This window comes from Lachnoanaerobaculum orale (assembly GCF_003862485.1).
Classification (GTDB): Bacteria; Bacillota; Clostridia; order Lachnospirales; family Lachnospiraceae; genus Lachnoanaerobaculum; species Lachnoanaerobaculum orale.
In genome coordinates this window covers 1,959,582-1,979,513 of record NZ_RRCM01000001.1, presented here as the reverse complement: position 1 = coordinate 1,979,513, position 19,932 = coordinate 1,959,582, and the positions used below count along the sequence as shown (strand labels likewise).

Genomic DNA, 19,932 nt, shown 5'->3' with positions numbered 1-19,932 from the left:
CACAAATTAACCTTGTATGCAAGCATTGTTTTATGCTATGATTAACGGGTTTATAAGACCATAATATAACGGATATTTTAATAAGTCAATCAAAAACTTGTATCCAAGATTTAGATAAACTTGTATCCAAGAAATAAAAAATAACAAGGAGAAATATATGGGCGGATTTTTTAATTATGACAATCCTGTATGGAGATTTGTCGGCAGAATATGGGACTTGTTTATTCTTAACCTGCTTTGGGTGATATGCTCCATACCGATAGTAACTTTCGGAGCGTCCACAACTGCTATGTATTACTGTACACTTAAGATAGCAAAGGACCGTGACAGCGGAGGAATGTTTACGATGTTCTTTCACAGCTTCAAAGACAATATAGGGCAGTCCACTATCATTTGGATAATAATGGCTTTGATAGGCGGAATACTGTTCTTTGATATAAGATTTTTCAGCTTTTATTCACCTATACATAATACTGTAATAAGAATGATAATATTTACGGTTACCTGCTTTTTGATACTTTTGTGGCTCTTTATATTCCTGTATATATTCCCTATACAGGCAAAGTTTATCAATTCGATAAAGCAGACTTTCAAGCTGGCGCTTTTCATGTCTATAAAGCACCTTGTCAGAACAATAATCATATTGGCGGGAAGTTTAATAATACTCATAGCGGTATATTATCTGATAATGAAACTGCCCGGAGTAATGTCCATGCTTGTGCTGATACTCGGTTCGGGAATATCTTTGTTTCAGGCAAGTCAGTTCAATATGGTCTTCGATAAATATATAAATGAGGATAATGAATAAAAAAATATTGTACTGATTTTTAGACATTTTGTTATTTTATTAACTAATCTTAAAGCTTGTATTGTGTCTTTTTTTTTACTATACTATAGATATATGAGCTCGGATGAGCTTTTTGTTGTGCAAATAAGCACAGGTTAAATATAAGCTATATGCTGTAAGAACAGAAAGGGATATGTCATATGTCAATGATGGATCAACTAAGAGAGAGAGCAAAGAAAAGTAAGAAAACTATAATATTGCCGGAGTCAATGGATAAGAGAACCTTCAAGGCTGCCGAAACAATCTTGAAAGACGGTTTGGCAAACCTGATAATTATCGGAACACCACAGGAAGTGGAGGAGTATTCAAAGGGTTTTGATATCACAGGAGCGACAATAATTGATCCAAATACTTATGAAAAGACACAAGAATATGAGGACCTCTTTGTAGAACTCAGAAAGTCAAAGGGACTTACTCATGAAGATGCAAGAAAGCAAATGTTAAGCGACTATACAACTTACGGATGCCTGATGCTCAAGGCGGGAGATGCTGACGGTCTTGTAAGCGGTGCATGTCATTCAACAGCCAATACACTTAGACCTGCATTACAGATAATAAAGACAAAGCCGGGTACAAAGCTTGTTTCAGGATTCTTCGTAATGGAAGTTCCAAACTGTGAATTCGGAGAGGACGGTGTATTTGTATTTGCGGACTGCTCACTTGAGCAAAATCCTGATCCTGAGAAGCTTGCAGCTATTGCACTCTCATCAGCTGATAGCTTTAAGTTCCTTGTAGGAAAGGAGCCTAAGGTTGCAATGCTCAGCCACTCATCAAAAGGAAGTGCAAAGCATGACGATGTAACAAAGGTTGTAGAGGCTACAAGAATTGCAAAAGAGCTTGCACCTGATCTTTGTCTTGACGGAGAACTTCAGCTTGATGCGGCTATCGTTCCTGAGGTCGGAGAAGCTAAGGCGCCGGGTTCAAATGTGGCAGGACATGCAAATGTACTTGTATTCCCTGATCTTGATGCTGCAAACATCGGTTATAAGCTTGTTCAAAGACTTGCAAAGGCAAATGCTTACGGACCTATGTGTCAGGGTATTGCAAAGCCTGTAAACGACCTTTCAAGAGGATGTTCGGCTGAGGATATTGTCGGTGTAGTTGCAATCACAGCAATTCAGGCGGCGGGAGAAGATAAATAAATTAAACACGAGGAATGGAGTTTCTTATGAAAAATATTTTGGTTATAAACTGTGGCAGCTCATCACTTAAGTATCAGCTTATAAACATGGAGAATGAAGAGCCTTTAGCAAAGGGATTGTTTGAGAGAATAGCAATACCGGGATCAAAGCTTACACATGAGCCTATCGGAAAAGACAAGTATATCATAGAGAAGGACGTAAAAGATCATACAGAGGCTATAGCGCTTGTATTTGAGGCTCTTACAGACAAAGAGCACGGCGTAATAAAGGATGCAAGTGAAATCGCAGCTGTAGGACACAGAGTTGTACAGGGTGGCGTTAAGTATCCTGATTCCGTAGTTATTGACGATGAGGTAAAGGCTGAGATAAAGAAGTACTGTGATCTTGCACCGCTTCACAACCCTGCAAACCTTATGGGTATTGAAGCTGTAGAAAAGGCAATGCCGGGAATTACAAATGTAGCCGCTTTTGATACATCATTCGGTATGGGAATGCCTGAGAAAGCATATAAGTATGCTATTCCAAGTGAGTACTATGACAAGTATCATATCAGAAGATACGGTTTCCACGGTACAAGCCATATGTATGTATCACATGAGGCTATTGAGTTTGCAAACCTTGATAAAGACAATGCAAAGGTAGTGGTATGTCACCTTGGAAACGGTGCATCAATATCCGCATCTATAGGCGGCAAATGTATAGATTCATCAATGGGTCTTACTCCTCTTGAGGGTCTTATCATGGGTACAAGATCGGGAGATATCGATCCTGCAATAGTACAGTATATCTGTAACAAGGAGAACAGAAGCGTTGACGAGGTATTAAATATCCTCAACAAAAAGTCGGGTGTACTCGGAATGAGCGGCGGTATATCATCAGATTTCAGAGATATTGAGAATGCCGCAGCAGACGGAAATAAGCTTGCCGAAGTTGCACTTGAGGCGTTCAGATACAGAATTATCAAGTATGTAGGTGCATATATAGCCGCAATGGGCGGAGTGGATGCTATCTGCTTTACAGCCGGTGTAGGCGAGAACGATAAGGAAACAAGAAGAATTGTAGGAAACGCTTTCGGATATCTCGGTGCAAAGATTGATGATAATGCAAACAATGTTCGCGGTAAGAGAACTATGATTTCAACCCCTGATTCTAAGGTTAAGCTTATTCTTATGCCTACAAATGAGGAATTGGCTATAGCAAGAGATGCTTACAGATTGGCTAAAAAATAATATTGACAAGTGAAACCTTTACCATTATAATAAAACAAGTTTTGTGACTCGAGATAAGGAGGTGAAAGAATGTCAATTTGTCCAAAGAATAAAACATCTCGCGGTAGAAGAGATAAGAGAAGAGCTAACTGGAAGATGTCAGCTACAAGTCTTGTAAAATGTCCTAAGTGTGGAGAGTTAATGCTTCCTCATAGAGTTTGTAAGGCATGTGGTTCATATAACAAGCGTGAAATAGTAACAGTAGAATAATATTCTACTGATCGGATTAACAGGGTTGCTACTTGGTGGCAGCCCTGTTGTTCTATTATATATAAAGTTAACAGCTTATGTTTCACAATCCTAAACGCAGCTGTGCTTAAAAGCTTCGCAGGATTTTACGCAGCCTGTGGAACTCGTTTGTTCGCTTGGAAAGCAGCGAACTGCACTCAGACAGGTCCTCGGCTGCTGAATCCTGTCTCGCTTTTTGCGCACAGCTAAACGCTACAAGGATTGTGAAACGGTAAGCTGCAACCATAATAATACAACCATAATAATATAAGGTAGGAGTAAGTATATGAAGTGGGAGAAGTATACTCTTATTACAAAGACCGATGCGGTGGACATTATAAGTGCATCGCTTGGAGATATAGGTGTGGAAGGTATTGAGATAGAAGACAATGTACCTCTTACAGCCGAAGAGACAAAGGGAATGTTCATAGATATTTTGCCTGAACTTCCAAAGGATGAAGGTGTAGCAAAAGTAAGCTTTTATCTGGATTCCGAGGCGGACAATACAAAGCTTTTGGAGGATATCCATAATACATTGGAAGAACTTAAAGAGTTTTGCGATATAGGTGACGGCGTGCTTACAAAGTCCGAAACTGAAGATAAAGACTGGATAAACAACTGGAAGCAGTATTTTAAGCCTTTTTATGTGGGCGATATACTTATAAAGCCTACCTGGGAAGAGATACCTGAGGATGCAAAGTATAAGACACTTATACAGATAGATCCCGGTACTGCATTCGGTACAGGTTCGCATGAGACTACCAAGCTGTGTATACTGGCACTTGAGAAGTATCTTAAGACAAAGCCTGAAGCCAAAGTGCTTGATATAGGTACAGGAAGCGGAATACTTGGAATCGCTGCATTAAAGCTTGGAGCGGAATGTGTATTCGGAACGGACCTTGACGATATGGCTATAGATGCGGTCATGGAAAATATGATAAGCAATGAAATAGGTATGACCGAGTTTGTAGCGGTGTGCGGAGATATCCTGACTGATGAGAATGTAATGGATATGGCAGGCTATGAAAAGTTTGATATAGTTACAGCCAATATTTTGGCTCCTGTTATCATAGAGCTTATAAAGACTGTAGCAAAGCATATGAGAAAAGGCGGAATATTCATAACATCCGGAATAATAGATACAAAGGAAGCCGATGTGGTGCTTGCTTTCAAAAAGAGTGAGGATTTTGAAATCATCGAGATAAACCACCTTGGAGAGTGGGTAAGTATCGTGGCAAAAAAGAGGGGATAGATGTATCATTTTTTTGTGGAAGAAGAGCAGGTAAACGGCGAAAATGCGTATATAACAGGCAGTGATGTAAATCATATAGTAAATGTTCTCAGGATGAAGGTCGGAGAAGAACTTCTAATCAGTGTAAAAGGAGATTGGGATTATCTTTGTAAGATAGAAAAGACAAGCTCGGACAGGGTGGATTTGAAAGTGCTTGAGAGCATGGAACAAAGAGAGCTGCCTGTAAAGATTACATTGCTGCAGGGTATTCCCAAATCCGACAAGCTTGAAATGATAATACAAAAGGCGATAGAACTTGGCGTAAGTGAAATAATACCTGTAAAGACAAAAAGAGTTGTGGTAAAGATAGATGAAAAGAAAGTCGACGCTAAAGTAAGCAGATGGAATGCTATCGCAGAGAGTGCGGCCAAACAGTCAAAGAGAAGTATTGTTCCGAAAGTATTAAAGCCGCAGACTGTCGAAAATGCACTTGAAACGGTAAAGGACTATGGTGTAAAATTATTACCTTATGAGAATGCACAAGGTATCAAAAAGACCAGGAGTGTACTTGAGAGTCTGGATACCAAAAATAATATAGCCGTTTTTATCGGACCTGAAGGCGGATTTGAGGAAGCTGAAGTGAAAAAGGCGACAGACTCGGGGTTTGATGTGATTACACTCGGCAAAAGGATCCTAAGGACGGAGACAGCCGGACTTGCATTGCTCAGTAATATAATGATCAGATTGGAAGAAGAATAGATGGACGCATATTTTGACAACTCGGCTTCTACAAAAGTAAGCGAAAAAGCCATAGATATAATGTTAAAGACTATGAGGGAGGACTATGCAAACAGCAGTGCGAAGCATATAAAAGGTGTAGATGCCGAAAAATATGTAAAGGATGCAGCTGAAACAATAGCAAAGACCCTCAAAGTCAAAAAAAGTGAGATAATCTTTACATCAGGCGGAACCGAGTCCAATAATATGGCACTTTTAGGAACCGCTATGGCAAAAAAGAGGCTTGGAAAGCATATAATAATATCGGGAATAGAGCATCCTGCCGTATATATGCCGGCGACATTTTTGGCGGAAGAGGGATTTGAACTGACTGTGCTGCCTGTAGATAAAACAGGAAGAGTGGACCTTGAGGTACTAAAAGAAAGCATCAGAGAAGATACAATACTGGTTTCAATTATGTATGTAAACAATGAAATCGGTGCTGTGGAGCCTGTTGATGAGATATCAAAGATAATAAAGAGTAAGAATGCAAACACTCTCTTTCATGTAGATGCAATACAGGCATATACAAAGCTCAGAATAAATCCTAAAACACAGGGAATTGATATGCTTTCCGCATCAGGACATAAGTTTCACGGCCCTAAGGGAGTCGGATTTTTATATATTGACGGCAATGTGAAGATAAATCCTATTATATTCGGAGGCGGACATCAAAGAGGTATGAGAAGCGGCACATTAAATACTACCGGAATTGCCGGAATGGGAGTTGCCGCAAAGGAAGCCTATGACGAGTTTGATGACAGAATTGAAAAGATAAAGAGCCTTAAAAACTTTATTATGGATGAACTTGAGAAAATAGACGGAGCCGTATTAAATACCGGAAGAGGCGATAACTTCGCACCGCAGATTATAAGTGTATCGTTTGAGGATATTCGTGCGGAAGTTTTATTACACGCCTTGGAAGACAGAGGAATATATGTTTCAAGCGGTTCGGCATGCTCTTCAAATCATCCGGGTATATCGGGAACGCTTAAGGCTGTAGGTATAAGGGAAGATTTATTGGATGCTACCATAAGGATTTCCTTATCCGAGCTCAACAATATGGATGAGGCAAAGTATCTTATAGACAATCTGAAGGAGCTTTTGCCGCTTCTTAGAAAATTTGTGAGGAAATAATGAAGTACAAATCATTTTTAATTAAATACGGTGAAATAGGTGTAAAGGGCAAGAACAGATATATGTTTGAAGATGCCCTGATGAAGCAAATCAGAATTGCATTAAAAGAAGTGGAAGGCAAGTTCTTTGTATCAAAAGAACTTGGAAGAATATATGTGGATACCGACGGAGATTATGACTACGAGGACACCATAGACAGACTCAGTAAGGTATTCGGAATAGTCGGCATCTGTCCTATGGTCAGAATAGAGTCAAAGGACTATGAAAATCTGAAAAAAAGTGTGGTTGAATATGTGGATGAAGTGTATCCGGATAAGAATTTCACCTTTAAGGTGGATACCAGAAGAGCGGACAAGAGTTTCCCGGGTACTTCAGAGAGTATCAATGCAGACCTTGGAGAGGTGATATTAAATGCATTTCCCGAGATAAGAGTAAATGTAAGAAAGCCTGATGTGCTTATCAAAGTAGAGATAAGAACCTTTATCAATATATATTCACTTGAGATAGCGGGACCGGGAGGAATGCCTATAGGTACAAACGGTAAAGCGATGTTACTCTTATCAGGCGGAATAGACTCACCTGTAGCGGGATATATGATTGCAAAAAGAGGTGTGAGAGTGGAAGCGGTATATTTCCACGCACCGCCTTATACTTCGGAGAGAGCAAAGAGAAAGGTAATAGAGCTTGCAGAGATTGTGGCAAGATACAGCGGACCTATAAACTTACATATAATCAATTTTACGGATATTCAGCTTGCAATATATGAGAACTGCCCACATGAGGAACTTACAATCATCATGAGAAGGTATATGATGAAGATTGCTGAGAGAATAGCTGTGGAAAACGGCGATCAGGCGCTTATAACAGGTGAGAGTATAGGACAGGTGGCATCTCAGACAATACAGTCGCTGCTTACCACAGATGCGGCAGCCACATTGCCGGTATTCAGACCTCTTATAGGTTTTGATAAGCAGGAGATTGTGGAAATTTCGGAGAAGATAGGCACATATGAGACTTCTATACAGCCATATGAGGACTGCTGTACAATATTTGTTGCAAAGCACCCTGTGACAAAGCCTGCACTTGAAGGTATTGAGAGATCTGAAAAGAGCCTTAAAGGAAAGATAGAAGAGCTTTTGGAAAGGGCGCTTGAGACTAAAGAAAGAATTTTGGTAAAGGCGAAGTAATAAAAAATCCGGCAGATATATCTGCCGGATTAAAAAAATATTATTTGATGATATATGGAGAGAGTGCCTCAAGTATCTGCTCTACATTATCCTCAGCGTGAATGTTAAGATCGATAGGCTTTGATAAGTCTAAGCTGAAGATACCCATTATTGATTTTGCATCTATAACATATCTTCCTGAAACTAAGTCAAAGTCTACATCGTACTTAGCCAATTCGTTAACAAATGACTTTACTTTGTCGATGGAATTAAGGGAAATTTGAACTGTTTTCATATAATCCTCCATTGTAAAAAATATTGTGTGAATGCAACAAACACATAAAAGTATTTGCACATTAGCTTCTGCCTATATCCTATATAAATTTTATAGTAAAGTCAATGACATTTGAAAAGTTAGAAAGGATTTTTATGAAAACAGTTGCTTTTCACACACTGGGCTGTAAGGTAAATACATATGAAACGGAGGCTATGCAGCAGCTGATGGAGGCTGCAGGCTATAAATGTGTGGATTTCGGTAAAAAAGCGGATGTATATATTATAAATACCTGCTCGGTGACAAATATTGCAGACAGAAAGTCAAGACAGATGCTTCACAGGGCGAGAAAGATGAATGAAGATGCCATAGTTGTAGCGGCAGGTTGCTATGTGGAGTCCGCAAAGGAAAAAATTGATGAGGACCTAAGTATTGATATAATTGTCGGAAACAATAACAAAAACGAGATTGTAAATATAATAAATGAGTATTTGCAGGATAAGAATGAAAACAGGTTCATAATTGATATAAATAAAAATACCGAGTATGAAGAGTTCAATATAAGTAAGATAAATGACCATACCAGAGCTTTTATAAAAGTGCAGGACGGCTGCAACCAGTTTTGCTCATACTGTATTATTCCCTTTACAAGGGGTAGGGTGAGAAGCAGGAAGATGGAAAATATCATAGAAGAGGTAAAAAAGCTTGCATCTTCAGGATATAAGGAAGTGGTACTTACAGGTATACATCTCTCATCATACGGAGTGGACTTTTTGGATGAGTCATACAATAAAAGAATGGAGTTGCTCACACAGACCGAGGAAAGTGACGAGGAGTTTGTAACGAAGAACGAGCTGCTTAATCTGATAGAAAATATAGCAAAAGTGGATGGAATAGAAAGAATTCGTATAGGCTCACTTGAACCGAGAATTATAAAAGAAGGATTTATAAAGAGCCTTAGTGAAATAAACAAGTTTTGCCCTCATTTTCATCTTAGTTTACAGAGCGGATGTGACAAGACTCTAAAGAGTATGAAAAGAAAGTATACTGCAAGTGAGTTTTATGAGGGAGTGGAGCTTATCAGAAAGTATTTTGACTCTCCTGCAATTACCACTGATATTATTGTGGGATTTCCGGGAGAAAGTGAAAGAGATTTTGAAGAGAGTAAAGCCTTTGTAGAGAAAGTAAAGTTTTATGAAACTCATATTTTCCCCTACTCCGTAAGAGAAGGCACAAAAGCCGCACATATGCCGCAGGTGGACGGCAATGAGAAGGCAAAAAGGGCAAATATATTGAATGAAATAAATTTGGCCAATCAAAGAGAGTTCAGAAGTCAAAGAATCACAAAAGTTGATGAGGTACTTTGTGAGGAGACTTTTACATTGGATGGAAAAGAGTATTATACAGGTTATACAAAGGAATATGTAAAGATTGCCGTTTTAAAGGACGGACTGAATACAAACGATATCATAAAAGGTAAAATAGCCCGGTTTTTGACTGATGATATATTGTTGATGGAAAAAGAACAAAATAATGTATAAAGGTTTTATTTTCTGAACTTTAAAAATAATATTGCAATATAACCTGCAATCGTGATAGAATAAAACTTATTAGAAAAGGAAGCGTGATAAGATGGATGTTCAAAATACACAATATTTTAGGGCAGTACAAGAAAATAAGATGGATGTCAAGGAAGTGTTGAAGCTGGTTTATGAGGCTATGACAGAGAAGGGATATAATCCTGTAAATCAGATAGTCGGCTATGTGATGTCAGGAGATCCGACTTATATCACGAGTCACAAGAGTGCAAGAAGTCTCATTATGAAGGTTGAGCGTGATGAGATAGTGGAAGAGTTGTTAAAAAGTTATATTGAGAAGAATCTTAGCTGAACTTTTTAAGATGAATCATAAAGCCGCGTGATGGACCTTCTGAGGCTGGGTCATACAATAAAACATATTTTAAATATGAGTAAAATGTATGAAGAAGTTTGCTTTGGAGGTAGGCTTCTTTTTACAGTTTGGAGAAAAAAGTGGATTTGAAAGATAGAATCATGGGACTTGACTATGGCTCAAAGACTATCGGAGTAGCTATAAGCGACTCATTGGGGCTTACGGCGCAGCCTTTTGAGACCATTGAGAGAGATAAAGAAAATAAGCTCAGAAGATCCTTGGCAAGGATTGCCAAGATAGTGGAAGAAAATAATATAAAAGAAATAGTGGTAGGACTGCCTATAAATATGAACGGAAAGAGCAACGAGAGAGTGGCTCTTACAATGGAGTTTGTAGAGAAGCTGAAAAAAAGAGTGGATGTTCCGATTGTGATGCAGGATGAAAGACTGACTACGGTGGAAGCCGATGAGATACTGGATGAGTCCGGTGTGAAGAAGGAAAATCGAAAGCAGTTCATTGATATGGTGGCGGCCGGTATTATTTTGAGAGAATATATGGAGAAGAAGAAATGAAAAACGATACAGTATCTTTTTTATCGGAAGACGGTGAAAATATAAAACTTAGTGTTTTGGAAGAAACCAAGATAAACGGAATCAGCTATATACTGGTTACAGACAGCTTTGATGGCGAAGACGGCGAATGTTATATTATGAAGGATATTTCAAGCGGTGATTGTGAGGACGCCAATTATATATTTGTAGAAGATGAAAACGAGCTGGATTCGGTATTTGATATATTTGAAAAGATGATGGATGATATAGATATTGTTAGATAATTTATATCTGTTTATATATTAGAATTAGAAAGGAATAAGTTTTGAACGAGAATGAGAAGAATCCGTTGCTGAATATGCAAAGAATAATGCAGGAAAGCAAGGAACTGAGTGAAGCAAGCACAAATGAATTTGGAGAAAAACCTGAAAAGAAAGTAAAAAAAGAAAGAACGGTTAACGCCAGATTAAAGCATGAACAGGGTACCAAAAAAAGAGCGACTTCAAATGAAGAGAATACAGCAGAGGCCGGTCAGGCAAACACTACAGAAGAAAAGTCGCTTGAAAAAAAGCCTGTAAGAAGAACCGGAACAAGAAAATCAAAGACTGCCGAAAGCAAGAGAGATGCAGGTATAAGTGAAGTATCCGAAGAAATGAAAAAAACAGGGGCAAGATATGTGGCTCCTGACAGAAATGTACCTTCTTTGGCGGAGCAGGTATCAAATATACTTATGGAGAATACCAACAAAAAAAGAAGGGGCAGGGCAAAGAAAGCAAGTAAGAAGATAAAGATAATACCGCTTGGCGGACTTGAGCAAATCGGTATGAATATCACCGCATTTGAGTACGATGACAGCATTATGGTGGTTGACTGCGGACTGGCCTTCCCAAGCGACGATATGCTCGGAATAGACCTTGTAATACCTGATATAACATATCTGAAGGACAACTATCTTAAGGTAAAGGGATTTTGTATAACACATGGTCATGAGGACCATATCGGAGCGCTGCCGTATATATTAAAGCAGCTTAATGTGCCTGTCTACGGTACGAAGCTTACCTGTGCGCTTATTGAAAAGAAACTTAAAGAACATCAGATAGACGATACGGCAAAGCTGAATGTGGTAAAGTACGGAGATACGGTAAAGCTGGGAGATTTTAATGTCGAGTTTGTAAAGACAAATCACTCTATAGCTGATGCTGCGGCACTTGCAATACACTCTCCGGCAGGCACGATTTTCCATACAGGTGACTTTAAGGTGGACTACACACCGGTATTCGGAGATCCGGCCGACCTTGGAAGAATGGCTGAGATAGGAAAGCAGGGCTGTCTTGCAATGCTTTGTGACTCCACCAATGCCACCAGACCGGGATTTACAATGTCCGAGAGAACTGTGGGCAAGACATTTGATATGATATTTGCAGAGCATAAGGACAGTAGAATAATCGTAGCGACTTTTGCTTCAAATGTGGACAGAGTGCAGCAGATAATCAACACCGCATATAAGTATGACAGAAAAGTGGTGGTGGAAGGCAGAAGCATGGTCAATGTCATAGGAACCGCCGCAGACCTCGGATATATAGATATTCCTGAAGGAACACTTATTGATATAGATCATTTGAGAGATTATCCGCAGGAAAAGACGGTTATTATCACTACCGGAAGTCAGGGAGAGTCAATGGCGGCACTCTCAAGAATGGCTTCTTCCATACACAGAAAAGTGGAGATAGTGCCTGAGGATGTTGTAATTATGAGTTCAACACCTATCCCGGGAAATGAAAAGGCTGTTTCAAAGGTTATAAATGAGCTTTCTATGAAGGGTGCCGAGGTAATCTTTCAGGATACTCATGTATCCGGACACGCTTGTCAGGAAGAGATTAAGCTTATGTACTCACTTTTAAAGCCGAAGTTTGCGCTGCCTGTTCACGGTGAGTACAGACATCTTATGGCGGGAAGAGGACTTGCCGAGGCGGTAGGAATCCCAAGTGAGAATGTACTTATAATGTCAAGCGGTGATGTTGTGGAACTTGGAGAGGATTCATGTAAGATAGTAGGCCATGTAGAGGCAGGCGGAGTCTTTGTAGACGGCCTCGGTGTAGGCGATGTCGGAAATATTGTACTTCGTGATAGGCAAAGCTTGTCACAAAATGGTATAATAATAGTGGCAATGAGTCTTGAGCATGGAACCAACAGACTTTTATCAGGTCCCGACATAGTTTCAAGGGGCTTTGTATATGTGAGAGAGTCTACCGATTTGATGAACGAGGCGAGTGCAGTGGTAAGAGAAGCTGTAGCGGATTGCCTTCACGCCAGAATCACGGACTGGGCTAAGATAAAGAATGTGGTAAGAGATTCTTTGAGCGAGTTTTTGTGGAAGAGGATGAAGAGAAATCCTGTTATATTGCCAATAATAATGGAGGTACATTAAAGGGTACTAAATGAGCAAAGAAACTACATCTAAGAGGAAGACAAAAAAAAGAGTGACTTCTTTTTTGGGAAGAATTGTTACATATATTCTTGTGCTGATAATGCTGGTAGGTATACCTTTTTCTTATCAGTTCGGACACAGTATATTTTATGCGTCAAGTGTGGACTCACCACCCGGCAGAAATGTTGAAGTGACTGTGGAAGAAGGGACGAGTTTTAAGAAACTGGCGGATGAGTTATACAGCGCGGGAGTCATCGAAAATAAGTTTTCCTTTGAGATACAGGCCAAATTTTTTGATATCAGAATGCATGCGGGCGAGTATACATTCAACACCTCACAGACATCCAGACAGATACTTGAGATGATTGACGACGGTGTTTCGGAGAACAATAAAAATGATAACAAATCCTAAAGTACTGGAATATCTTGATATCATTTCTCCGGTGAACTCCAAGGCACTGGAAGAGATAAGGGCTGAGGCTAAAAGAAATTACATACCGATTATAAAAAGAGATACCGAAAATTTTTTGAAATTTGTATTGAAGATGCAAAATCCGGGTTCTATTTTGGAAATCGGTTGTGCTGTCGGTTATTCCGCTGCGGTTATGCTTGAAAACTCCGATGCGGATATAGTGACTGTTGAAAAAATGCCTGATAGGGTGGAAGAAGCTAAAAGAAATATAAAATATGCTGATTTTGAAAGCAGAACAAGTATATTGGAAGGTGATGCCGGGGAGATACTTAAGAGCATGGTCGATAAGGGTGAGAAGTTTGATTTTATCTTTATGGATGCGGCAAAGGCGCAGTATATCACCTGGCTGCCTATGGTAAAGAAACTTTTAAAAGAATCAGGAATGATTTTCTCGGATAATTGTTTGCAGGAGGGAGACTTGGCGGAGTCTTCCTTTGCAATAAGAAAAAGAGATAAGACAATACATAAGAGAATGAGAGAATATATATATCTTCTTTTGCATGATGAGACTTTGGAATCATGGATATTTTCAATAGGAGATGGAGTTTTACTGAGTAGAAGCAGGAGGTAAATTGAGAAACTTGGAACTTTTGATACCGGCAGGCAATCTTGAGAACCTGAAGGTAGCAATAGATTACGGTGCCGATGCGGTATATATAGGCGGTGAATTTTTCAGCCTTAGAGCAAAGGCAAAGAATTTTACAAAAGAGGATATGAAAGCCGGTATAGAGTACGCCCACAGTAGAGGCAAAAAGGTCTATGTAACGGCAAATATACTCGGACATAATGACGACTTGGAGGCGGCAAGGTCTTACTTTAACGAGCTTAAGGAAATAGGACCGGATGCACTTATTATATCCGACCCCGGAATATTTACCATAGCAAAGGAGGTATGGCCGGAGGTTGAGATACATATTTCCACACAGGCCAACAATACAAACTATGCCACATATCTTTTTTGGTGGAAGCTTGGAGCAAGCAGAGTGGTTACAGCCAGAGAGCTTTCGCTTGAGGAGATAAGAAAGATAAGGGAAAATATACCTGAGCAGATGGAGATAGAGACATTTGTACACGGTGCTATGTGTATGTCATACTCGGGCAGATGTCTGCTAAGCAATTTCTTTACAGGAAAGGATGCCAACAGAGGTGAGTGTACTCACTCATGCAGGTGGAAATATTCTGTTGTGGAGGAGAAAAGACCGGGTGAATATATGCCTGTATATGAGAATGAGAGAGGCACATATATTTTCAATTCCAAAGATCTTTGTATGATTGAGTATATCCCCGATTTGATTAAAGCGGGCATTGACAGCTTTAAGATAGAGGGCAGAATGAAAACGGCACTCTATGTGGCTACAGTGGCAAGGACATACAGAAAGGCTATAGACGACTACCTTAAGTCTGAAGAAACTTTCAAAGAAAATCTTGAGTGGTACAAGTCCGAGATAGGAAAGTGTACTTACAGAGAGTTTACCACAGGATTTTTCTTCGGTAAGCCTGACAGCGATACACAGATATATGACAGCAATACCTATGTAAAAAACTATATTTATATAGGTACGGTGAATGAAGTAGATAAAGAGGGCAGAGCAATCTTTAATCAAAAGAACAGATTCTTTGTAGGTGACAATATCGAAGTTATGAAGAAAAACGGTGAGAATATATCACTGAAGGTGGAATCTATAGAGAATGACAAGGATGAGAAGATGGAGAGTGCTCCGCATCCTTTACAGCTTTTGAAGGTGACATTTGACAAGCAGGTAGTGGAAGAAGGAGATATACTGAGAGTTTATAATCCCGAAAGACAGTAGTGGAGGTATAATGTTTGCATTTATACTGGCGGTATTATGTGGGATATATGGAACAATTGTTATTTCTATGACAGGCTTTGTGGAATTACAAAGTTATATATGGTATGGATTTGCATTTGTATTTTTTGCTTTAGGCAAACTGATCAAATTTTATCTAAATAAGAGAATTCCATTGTGGTCTGTGGTATCTGTCTATACTTTGGCGACTCTTGGGGTTCTCATTTTTGTTATAACTTCTATAGCTATAAGCCTTTCATTGCCGGATAACGATGAACCGGGACTTGACTTTTTGATTGTTCTGGGTACAAAGCCGGATTTGGAAAAAAAGGGAAGCGAATGTAAGTACAGACTTGATAAAGCTATAGAATACATTGATAACAATCCCGATACCATAATAGTTATAAGCGGCGGAATCGGAAGAGACGGTAAAACGGAATCTGTAGTGATGGCGGATTATCTTATACAAAAAGGTATAGATAGAAATAATATTTTGGTTGAAACACAGTCACATAATACAAGAGAAAATTTAATATATTCAAAGGCGCTTATTGACAAATACAGTGCCGATATAAAGAGAAGTACAGATATTACAATAATAAATGATATGGGTCCGGTGCTTGAGGTAGAGGACAAGCCGCAGACTATAGGCATTTTGACAAATGATTTTCATATTTTCAGGTCAATGCAAATTGCAAAAAAAATCGGATACACACAAGTTTTTCCTATCAGTGCAAGATCTAACAAAGTTTTATATTTACATATGTTGGTAAGAGAGACATTTGCAATTTTTAAATACAAATTTTTTGAATATATATAAGGAGGAACAGATTGAAAACTTACGATATTGAAGAACAAGTAAATAATATTAAGAAATTATCTGCATATAATGTAGTTGAAATATCAGATATAGATGAACTCAGTGCGAAGGCTGCAATACTTGAGCATAAGAAGACAAAGGCAAGAATTTTTGCATTGCTTACAGATGACAACAACAAGGTATTTACTATAGGATTCAGGACACCTTCAAAGGACTCCACAGGAGTGGCACATATATTGGAACATTCCGTGCTTTGCGGTTCAAAGAAGTTCCCTGCAAAGGATCCTTTTGTAGAGCTTGTAAAGGGCTCGTTAAATACCTTCCTTAACGCCATAACTTATCCGGATAAGACTGTCTATCCGATAGCGTCCTGCAACGACAAGGATTTTGACAATCTTATGGAGGTATATCTGGATGCCGTATTTTACCCGAATGTGTATACTGAGCCTAAGATATTTAAGCAGGAGGGTTGGCACTATGAAGTGGTGGATGATAAGGGAAACCCTGACGAGAACGGAAATATTATCTTAAACGGTGTAGTATACAATGAGATGAAGGGAGCTTTTTCGGCTGCCGACAGTGTGCTTGAAAGGTCCATTACAAAGACACTTTTTGAAGGCCACTCATACGGTGAGGAGTCCGGAGGAGACCCTGATGTTATCCCTACTTTGACATATGAGAATTTCCTTGATATGCATTCAAAGTACTACCATCCGTCCAATTCATACATTTATCTGTATGGAGATATGGATATGGCAGAGAAGCTTGAGCTGATAGATAAAGAGTATCTTGACAAGTTTGAGTACAAGTTTGTGGACTCTAAGATAGAAGAGGTAAAGCCGCTTGAGAGTGTAAGAGAGAGAAACTTTGAATATCCTATTACCGAAAATCAGACTGAAGAAAATGCCACCTATCTTTCATGGAATACTCTTGTAGGCGGTGAGCTTGATCCGACAGTATATATGGGCTTTCAGATACTTGAGTATGTTTTGATAGATGCACCGGGTGCACCGCTTATGCAGGCTCTTATAGATGCAGGTATCGGAGAAGATGTATACGGCGGATATGCAAACGGTATATATGTTCCTTATTTCGGTGTGACCGCAAAGAACAGCAATCTTGACAGAAAGCCTGAGTTTTTGGCTGTAATAGAGGGTACATTAAGAAAACTTGCATATGAAGGACTTGACAAAGAGGCTATAAAGGCGGCTATCAATGTATTTGAGTTTAAGGCAAGAGAAGCCGACTACGGATCATATCCTAAGGGACTTATGTACGGACTTTCAAGCTTTGATTCATGGCTTTATGACGCCGATCCTACAATGCATCTCAGATTTGAAAATATCTTTAAGACACTTAGAGAAGAAGTGGAAAACGGATACTTTGAGAGACTAATAAAAAAGCATCTGCTTGACAATAAGAACACGGCAATAGTTACTATGACACCGAAAAAGGGACTTACCACAAAGAAGGATAATGAACTTAAAGAAAAGCTTGCCAAGTTCAAAGATACATTGTCAAAGGAAGAGTTAAAAAAGATATACGAAGATACAATAGCACTGAAAAAGTATCAGTCGGAGCCTTCAAGTGAAGAAGCTCTCTTAAAGATTCCGCTGCTTAGCAGGGATGATATAAGCAGGGATGTGAAGATGCCTGAGTTTGAAGAAGACAGTGTGAAAGTTTGTGACAAAGATATAAAGGTGGTACATTCCAAAGTATTCACGGCAGGTATCAACTATATGAAATTTATCTTCAACATTGATTTTGCAAATGAGGAAGAGATAAAGTACCTGGAACTGCTAAAGGAGATACTCGGATATATTGATACGAAGAAAGAAACATTTGCCACATTAGCCACCAATATAAATTTAAATTCAGGCGGTGTATCATACTCGCTTGAGGCTTATGCTACCAATGCAAACCCTATTGATTTTACATTCGGATTTTGTGTAAACGCAAAGATTTTGTACGGTAAGGAGCCTTGGCTGTATTCAACAGTGGCAGAGGTGCTTACAACATCAAAGCTTGAAGATAAGAAAAGAATCAAGGATATAATAGCGGAAGTACTGACAGGTAAGGACAGATTGGTTTCATCAGGTCATATGACCGCACTTACAAGAGCCGGTTCATATATTTCAAAAGAACTGCTTTTTAAAGATTTGACAAAGGGTATTGCATATCTTAAATTCCTTGAGTCGATTGATATTGAAAAAGACTTTGATAAGCTCTATGAGAAGTTGACTTTGTTGTCCAAGAAGGTATTTAATGTAAACAATCTCTTGATACATACCATATGTGACGACAAGGGATATAAGCACAGCTTTGACGGAGCTAAAGTACTTATTGACAGCCTTGAAAAAGAAGATATTAAAAGTGAGAGAGCAAAGCTTTTACCTGAGATAAAGAATGAGGGATTTGAGACTTCGTCAATGGTAAACTATGTTGCAAGATTCGGAAACTTTGTAAATCACGGCTTTAAGTACACAGGGGTACTGAGAGTGTTCAAGGTGTTGTTAAGCTATGATTATCTGTGGAACAATATCAGAGTAAAGGGCGGAGCATACGGATGCAGTGCGGTATTTTCAAGAAGCGGAAATGCGGGATTTGTATCATACCGTGACCCGAATGTGTCAAACACAAATAAAATATATGAGGGCATAGTTGACTATGCAAAGAACTTCACCGCAAATGACAGAGAGATGACAAAGTCCGTAATAGGTGCTATAAGCGAGATGGACACACCGCTTACACCTGCCGGAGAGGGTATGAAAGGACTTAGCGCATACTATTCAAAGGTAAGACATGAGGATATGCAAAAGGAAAGAGAAGAAGTCTTAAATACAAGTGAAGCAGATATAAGAGGCTTGGTGCCGCTTATAGAGGCTGTACTCAGTGATAATCTTATCTGTGCTGTCGGAAATGCGGACTTAATAGAAAAGGACAGTGAAATGTTCAAAGAAGTAAAGCACCTTTTTAAGGATTGATAGGAGAAGATATGAAATCAGGTTTTGTCGCTCTTATAGGGAGACCGAATGTAGGAAAATCAACATTGATGAATACGCTTATAGGACAAAAGATAGCTATTACATCAAATAAGCCGCAGACTACAAGAAACAGAATACAAACAGTATTTACAGATGAGAGAGGTCAGATAGTGTTCCTTGATACTCCGGGTATACATAAAGCAAAGAACAAGCTTGGAGAGTATATGGTGAAGGTCTCTACAAGAACCTTGCGTGATGTGGATGTCGTGCTTTGGCTGATAGAGCCGAGTACATTTATAGGAGAGGGAGACGAGCATATATTTGAGATACTTTCAAATGTGGAAGTACCTGTAATACTTGCCGTCAACAAGATGGACTCTTTGAAACGAAAAGAGGATATGCTTGAGGTAATAGCAAAGTACTCGTCAAAGATGAAGTTTGCGGAAATAGTACCTGTGTCGGCACTTAAGGGTACAAATACGGATGAACTTTTAAAGGTTATATTCAAATACCTTGATGAAGGTCCTATGTATTATGATGAGGACACTGTCACAGACCAGCCTATAAAGCAGATAGCCGCAGAGCTTATCAGAGAAAAGGCACTCAGGTTTTTGCAGGATGAGATACCTCACGGTATCGCCGTGGAGATAGATACTTTCAACTACAGAGACTCGGGTGATATTGTAGATATTGAGGCCGCCATAGTATGTGAGAAGGAATCACATAAGGGTATCATTATAGGTAAGGGCGGAAGTATGTTAAAGAGAATAGGCAGCGCCGCCAGAAAAGACATAGAGAACTTACTTGATTGCAAGGTGAATTTGAAAGTGTGGGTAAAGGTCAGACCGAAGTGGAGAGACTCTGATGTGCAGATGAAAAACTTCGGCTACAATCCGAAGGATTTATAAT

Annotated in this window: 20 protein-coding genes; 19 read left to right on the top strand and 1 reads right to left on the bottom strand. The window is 39.2% G+C overall.

Annotated elements, in window-relative coordinates; genetic code table 11:
* Positions 1 to 157: 157 nt before the first annotated feature.
* From EHW90_RS09515 to thiI, 8 genes are all read left to right on the top strand, one after another.
* The gene (locus EHW90_RS09515; protein ID WP_124952510.1) at positions 158 to 808 is read left to right on the top strand and encodes a YesL family protein; all 651 of its coding nucleotides are present in this window, start codon (positions 158 to 160) and stop codon (positions 806 to 808) included.
* Between the two features lie 179 nt (positions 809 to 987).
* Complete coding sequence (gene pta, locus EHW90_RS09510; RefSeq protein ID WP_124952509.1) at positions 988 to 1,989, top strand: phosphate acetyltransferase; 1,002 nt, start codon at positions 988 to 990, stop codon at positions 1,987 to 1,989.
* Between the two features lie 26 nt (positions 1,990 to 2,015).
* The gene (locus EHW90_RS09505; RefSeq protein ID WP_207667042.1) at positions 2,016 to 3,218 is read left to right on the top strand and encodes an acetate/propionate family kinase; all 1,203 of its coding nucleotides are present in this window, start codon (positions 2,016 to 2,018) and stop codon (positions 3,216 to 3,218) included.
* A gap of 69 nt (positions 3,219 to 3,287) precedes the next feature.
* The gene (rpmF, locus tag EHW90_RS09500) at positions 3,288 to 3,467 is read left to right on the top strand and encodes a 50S ribosomal protein L32 (RefSeq protein WP_124952507.1); all 180 of its coding nucleotides are present in this window, start codon (positions 3,288 to 3,290) and stop codon (positions 3,465 to 3,467) included.
* Positions 3,468 to 3,771: 304 nt separating this feature from the next.
* Positions 3,772 to 4,737 carry a 50S ribosomal protein L11 methyltransferase gene (gene prmA, locus EHW90_RS09495; protein ID WP_124952506.1) on the top strand — a complete coding sequence of 322 codons (966 nt, stop codon included), beginning with the start codon at positions 3,772 to 3,774 and terminating at the stop codon, positions 4,735 to 4,737.
* Positions 4,738 to 5,475, top strand: a complete 738-nt coding sequence (locus EHW90_RS09490; RefSeq protein ID WP_124952505.1) for a 16S rRNA (uracil(1498)-N(3))-methyltransferase — start codon at positions 4,738 to 4,740, stop codon at positions 5,473 to 5,475.
* The gene (locus EHW90_RS09485; protein WP_124952504.1) at positions 5,476 to 6,630 is read left to right on the top strand and encodes a cysteine desulfurase family protein; all 1,155 of its coding nucleotides are present in this window, start codon (positions 5,476 to 5,478) and stop codon (positions 6,628 to 6,630) included.
* Positions 6,630 to 7,817, top strand: coding sequence for a tRNA uracil 4-sulfurtransferase ThiI (gene thiI / locus EHW90_RS09480; RefSeq protein WP_124952503.1), 1,188 nt, complete (start codon positions 6,630 to 6,632; stop codon positions 7,815 to 7,817). Before EHW90_RS09485 ends, thiI begins: the two co-directional genes overlap by 1 nt.
* 40 nt (positions 7,818 to 7,857) lie before the next feature.
* On the opposite strand, the gene EHW90_RS09475 is transcribed toward thiI, so the two are convergent.
* A complete protein-coding gene (locus EHW90_RS09475; RefSeq protein ID WP_007593716.1) occupies positions 7,858 to 8,091 on the bottom strand; it encodes an HPr family phosphocarrier protein in 234 nt (77 codons plus the stop codon).
* Between the two features lie 134 nt (positions 8,092 to 8,225).
* Here EHW90_RS09475 and EHW90_RS09470 point away from each other — a divergent pair, with 134 nt between their 5' ends.
* The 11 genes from EHW90_RS09470 to era all read left to right on the top strand — a co-directional run bounded on the left by EHW90_RS09470 (position 8,226) and on the right by era (position 19,931).
* A complete protein-coding gene (locus EHW90_RS09470) occupies positions 8,226 to 9,611 on the top strand; it encodes a MiaB/RimO family radical SAM methylthiotransferase (protein WP_124952502.1) in 1,386 nt (461 codons plus the stop codon).
* A 91-nt stretch (positions 9,612 to 9,702) separates the two neighbouring features.
* Positions 9,703 to 9,960, top strand: a complete 258-nt coding sequence (locus EHW90_RS09465) for an IreB family regulatory phosphoprotein (protein WP_009446888.1) — start codon at positions 9,703 to 9,705, stop codon at positions 9,958 to 9,960.
* Positions 9,961 to 10,100: 140 nt separating this feature from the next.
* The gene (ruvX, locus tag EHW90_RS09460; protein ID WP_009446886.1) at positions 10,101 to 10,532 is read left to right on the top strand and encodes a Holliday junction resolvase RuvX; all 432 of its coding nucleotides are present in this window, start codon (positions 10,101 to 10,103) and stop codon (positions 10,530 to 10,532) included.
* Positions 10,529 to 10,795, top strand: a complete 267-nt coding sequence (locus EHW90_RS09455; RefSeq protein ID WP_124952501.1) for a DUF1292 domain-containing protein — start codon at positions 10,529 to 10,531, stop codon at positions 10,793 to 10,795. The genes ruvX and EHW90_RS09455 overlap by 4 nt, the downstream gene beginning before the upstream one ends.
* A 74-nt stretch (positions 10,796 to 10,869) precedes the next feature.
* Entirely contained in the window at positions 10,870 to 12,939 is a 2,070-nt protein-coding gene (locus EHW90_RS09450) for a ribonuclease J (protein ID WP_408610032.1), read from the top strand.
* Positions 12,940 to 13,003: 64 nt separating this feature from the next.
* Complete coding sequence (locus EHW90_RS09445) at positions 13,004 to 13,351, top strand: endolytic transglycosylase MltG (RefSeq protein WP_243113953.1); 348 nt, start codon at positions 13,004 to 13,006, stop codon at positions 13,349 to 13,351.
* The gene (locus EHW90_RS09440; RefSeq protein ID WP_124952499.1) at positions 13,335 to 13,982 is read left to right on the top strand and encodes an O-methyltransferase; all 648 of its coding nucleotides are present in this window, start codon (positions 13,335 to 13,337) and stop codon (positions 13,980 to 13,982) included. The genes EHW90_RS09445 and EHW90_RS09440 overlap by 17 nt, the downstream gene beginning before the upstream one ends.
* A 1-nt stretch (position 13,983) precedes the next feature.
* On the top strand, positions 13,984 to 15,222 hold the full coding sequence (locus tag EHW90_RS09435; RefSeq protein ID WP_040458278.1) for a peptidase U32 family protein: 1,239 nt from the start codon (positions 13,984 to 13,986) through the stop codon (positions 15,220 to 15,222).
* 10 nt (positions 15,223 to 15,232) lie between these two features.
* Positions 15,233 to 16,039, top strand: a complete 807-nt coding sequence (locus tag EHW90_RS09430; RefSeq protein ID WP_124952498.1) for a YdcF family protein — start codon at positions 15,233 to 15,235, stop codon at positions 16,037 to 16,039.
* 11 nt (positions 16,040 to 16,050) lie between these two features.
* Positions 16,051 to 19,023 carry an insulinase family protein gene (locus tag EHW90_RS09425; RefSeq protein ID WP_124952497.1) on the top strand — a complete coding sequence of 991 codons (2,973 nt, stop codon included), beginning with the start codon at positions 16,051 to 16,053 and terminating at the stop codon, positions 19,021 to 19,023.
* A gap of 11 nt (positions 19,024 to 19,034) precedes the next feature.
* Complete coding sequence (gene era / locus EHW90_RS09420; protein WP_124952496.1) at positions 19,035 to 19,931, top strand: GTPase Era; 897 nt, start codon at positions 19,035 to 19,037, stop codon at positions 19,929 to 19,931.
* The last annotated feature ends 1 nt before the right edge of the window (position 19,932 follow it).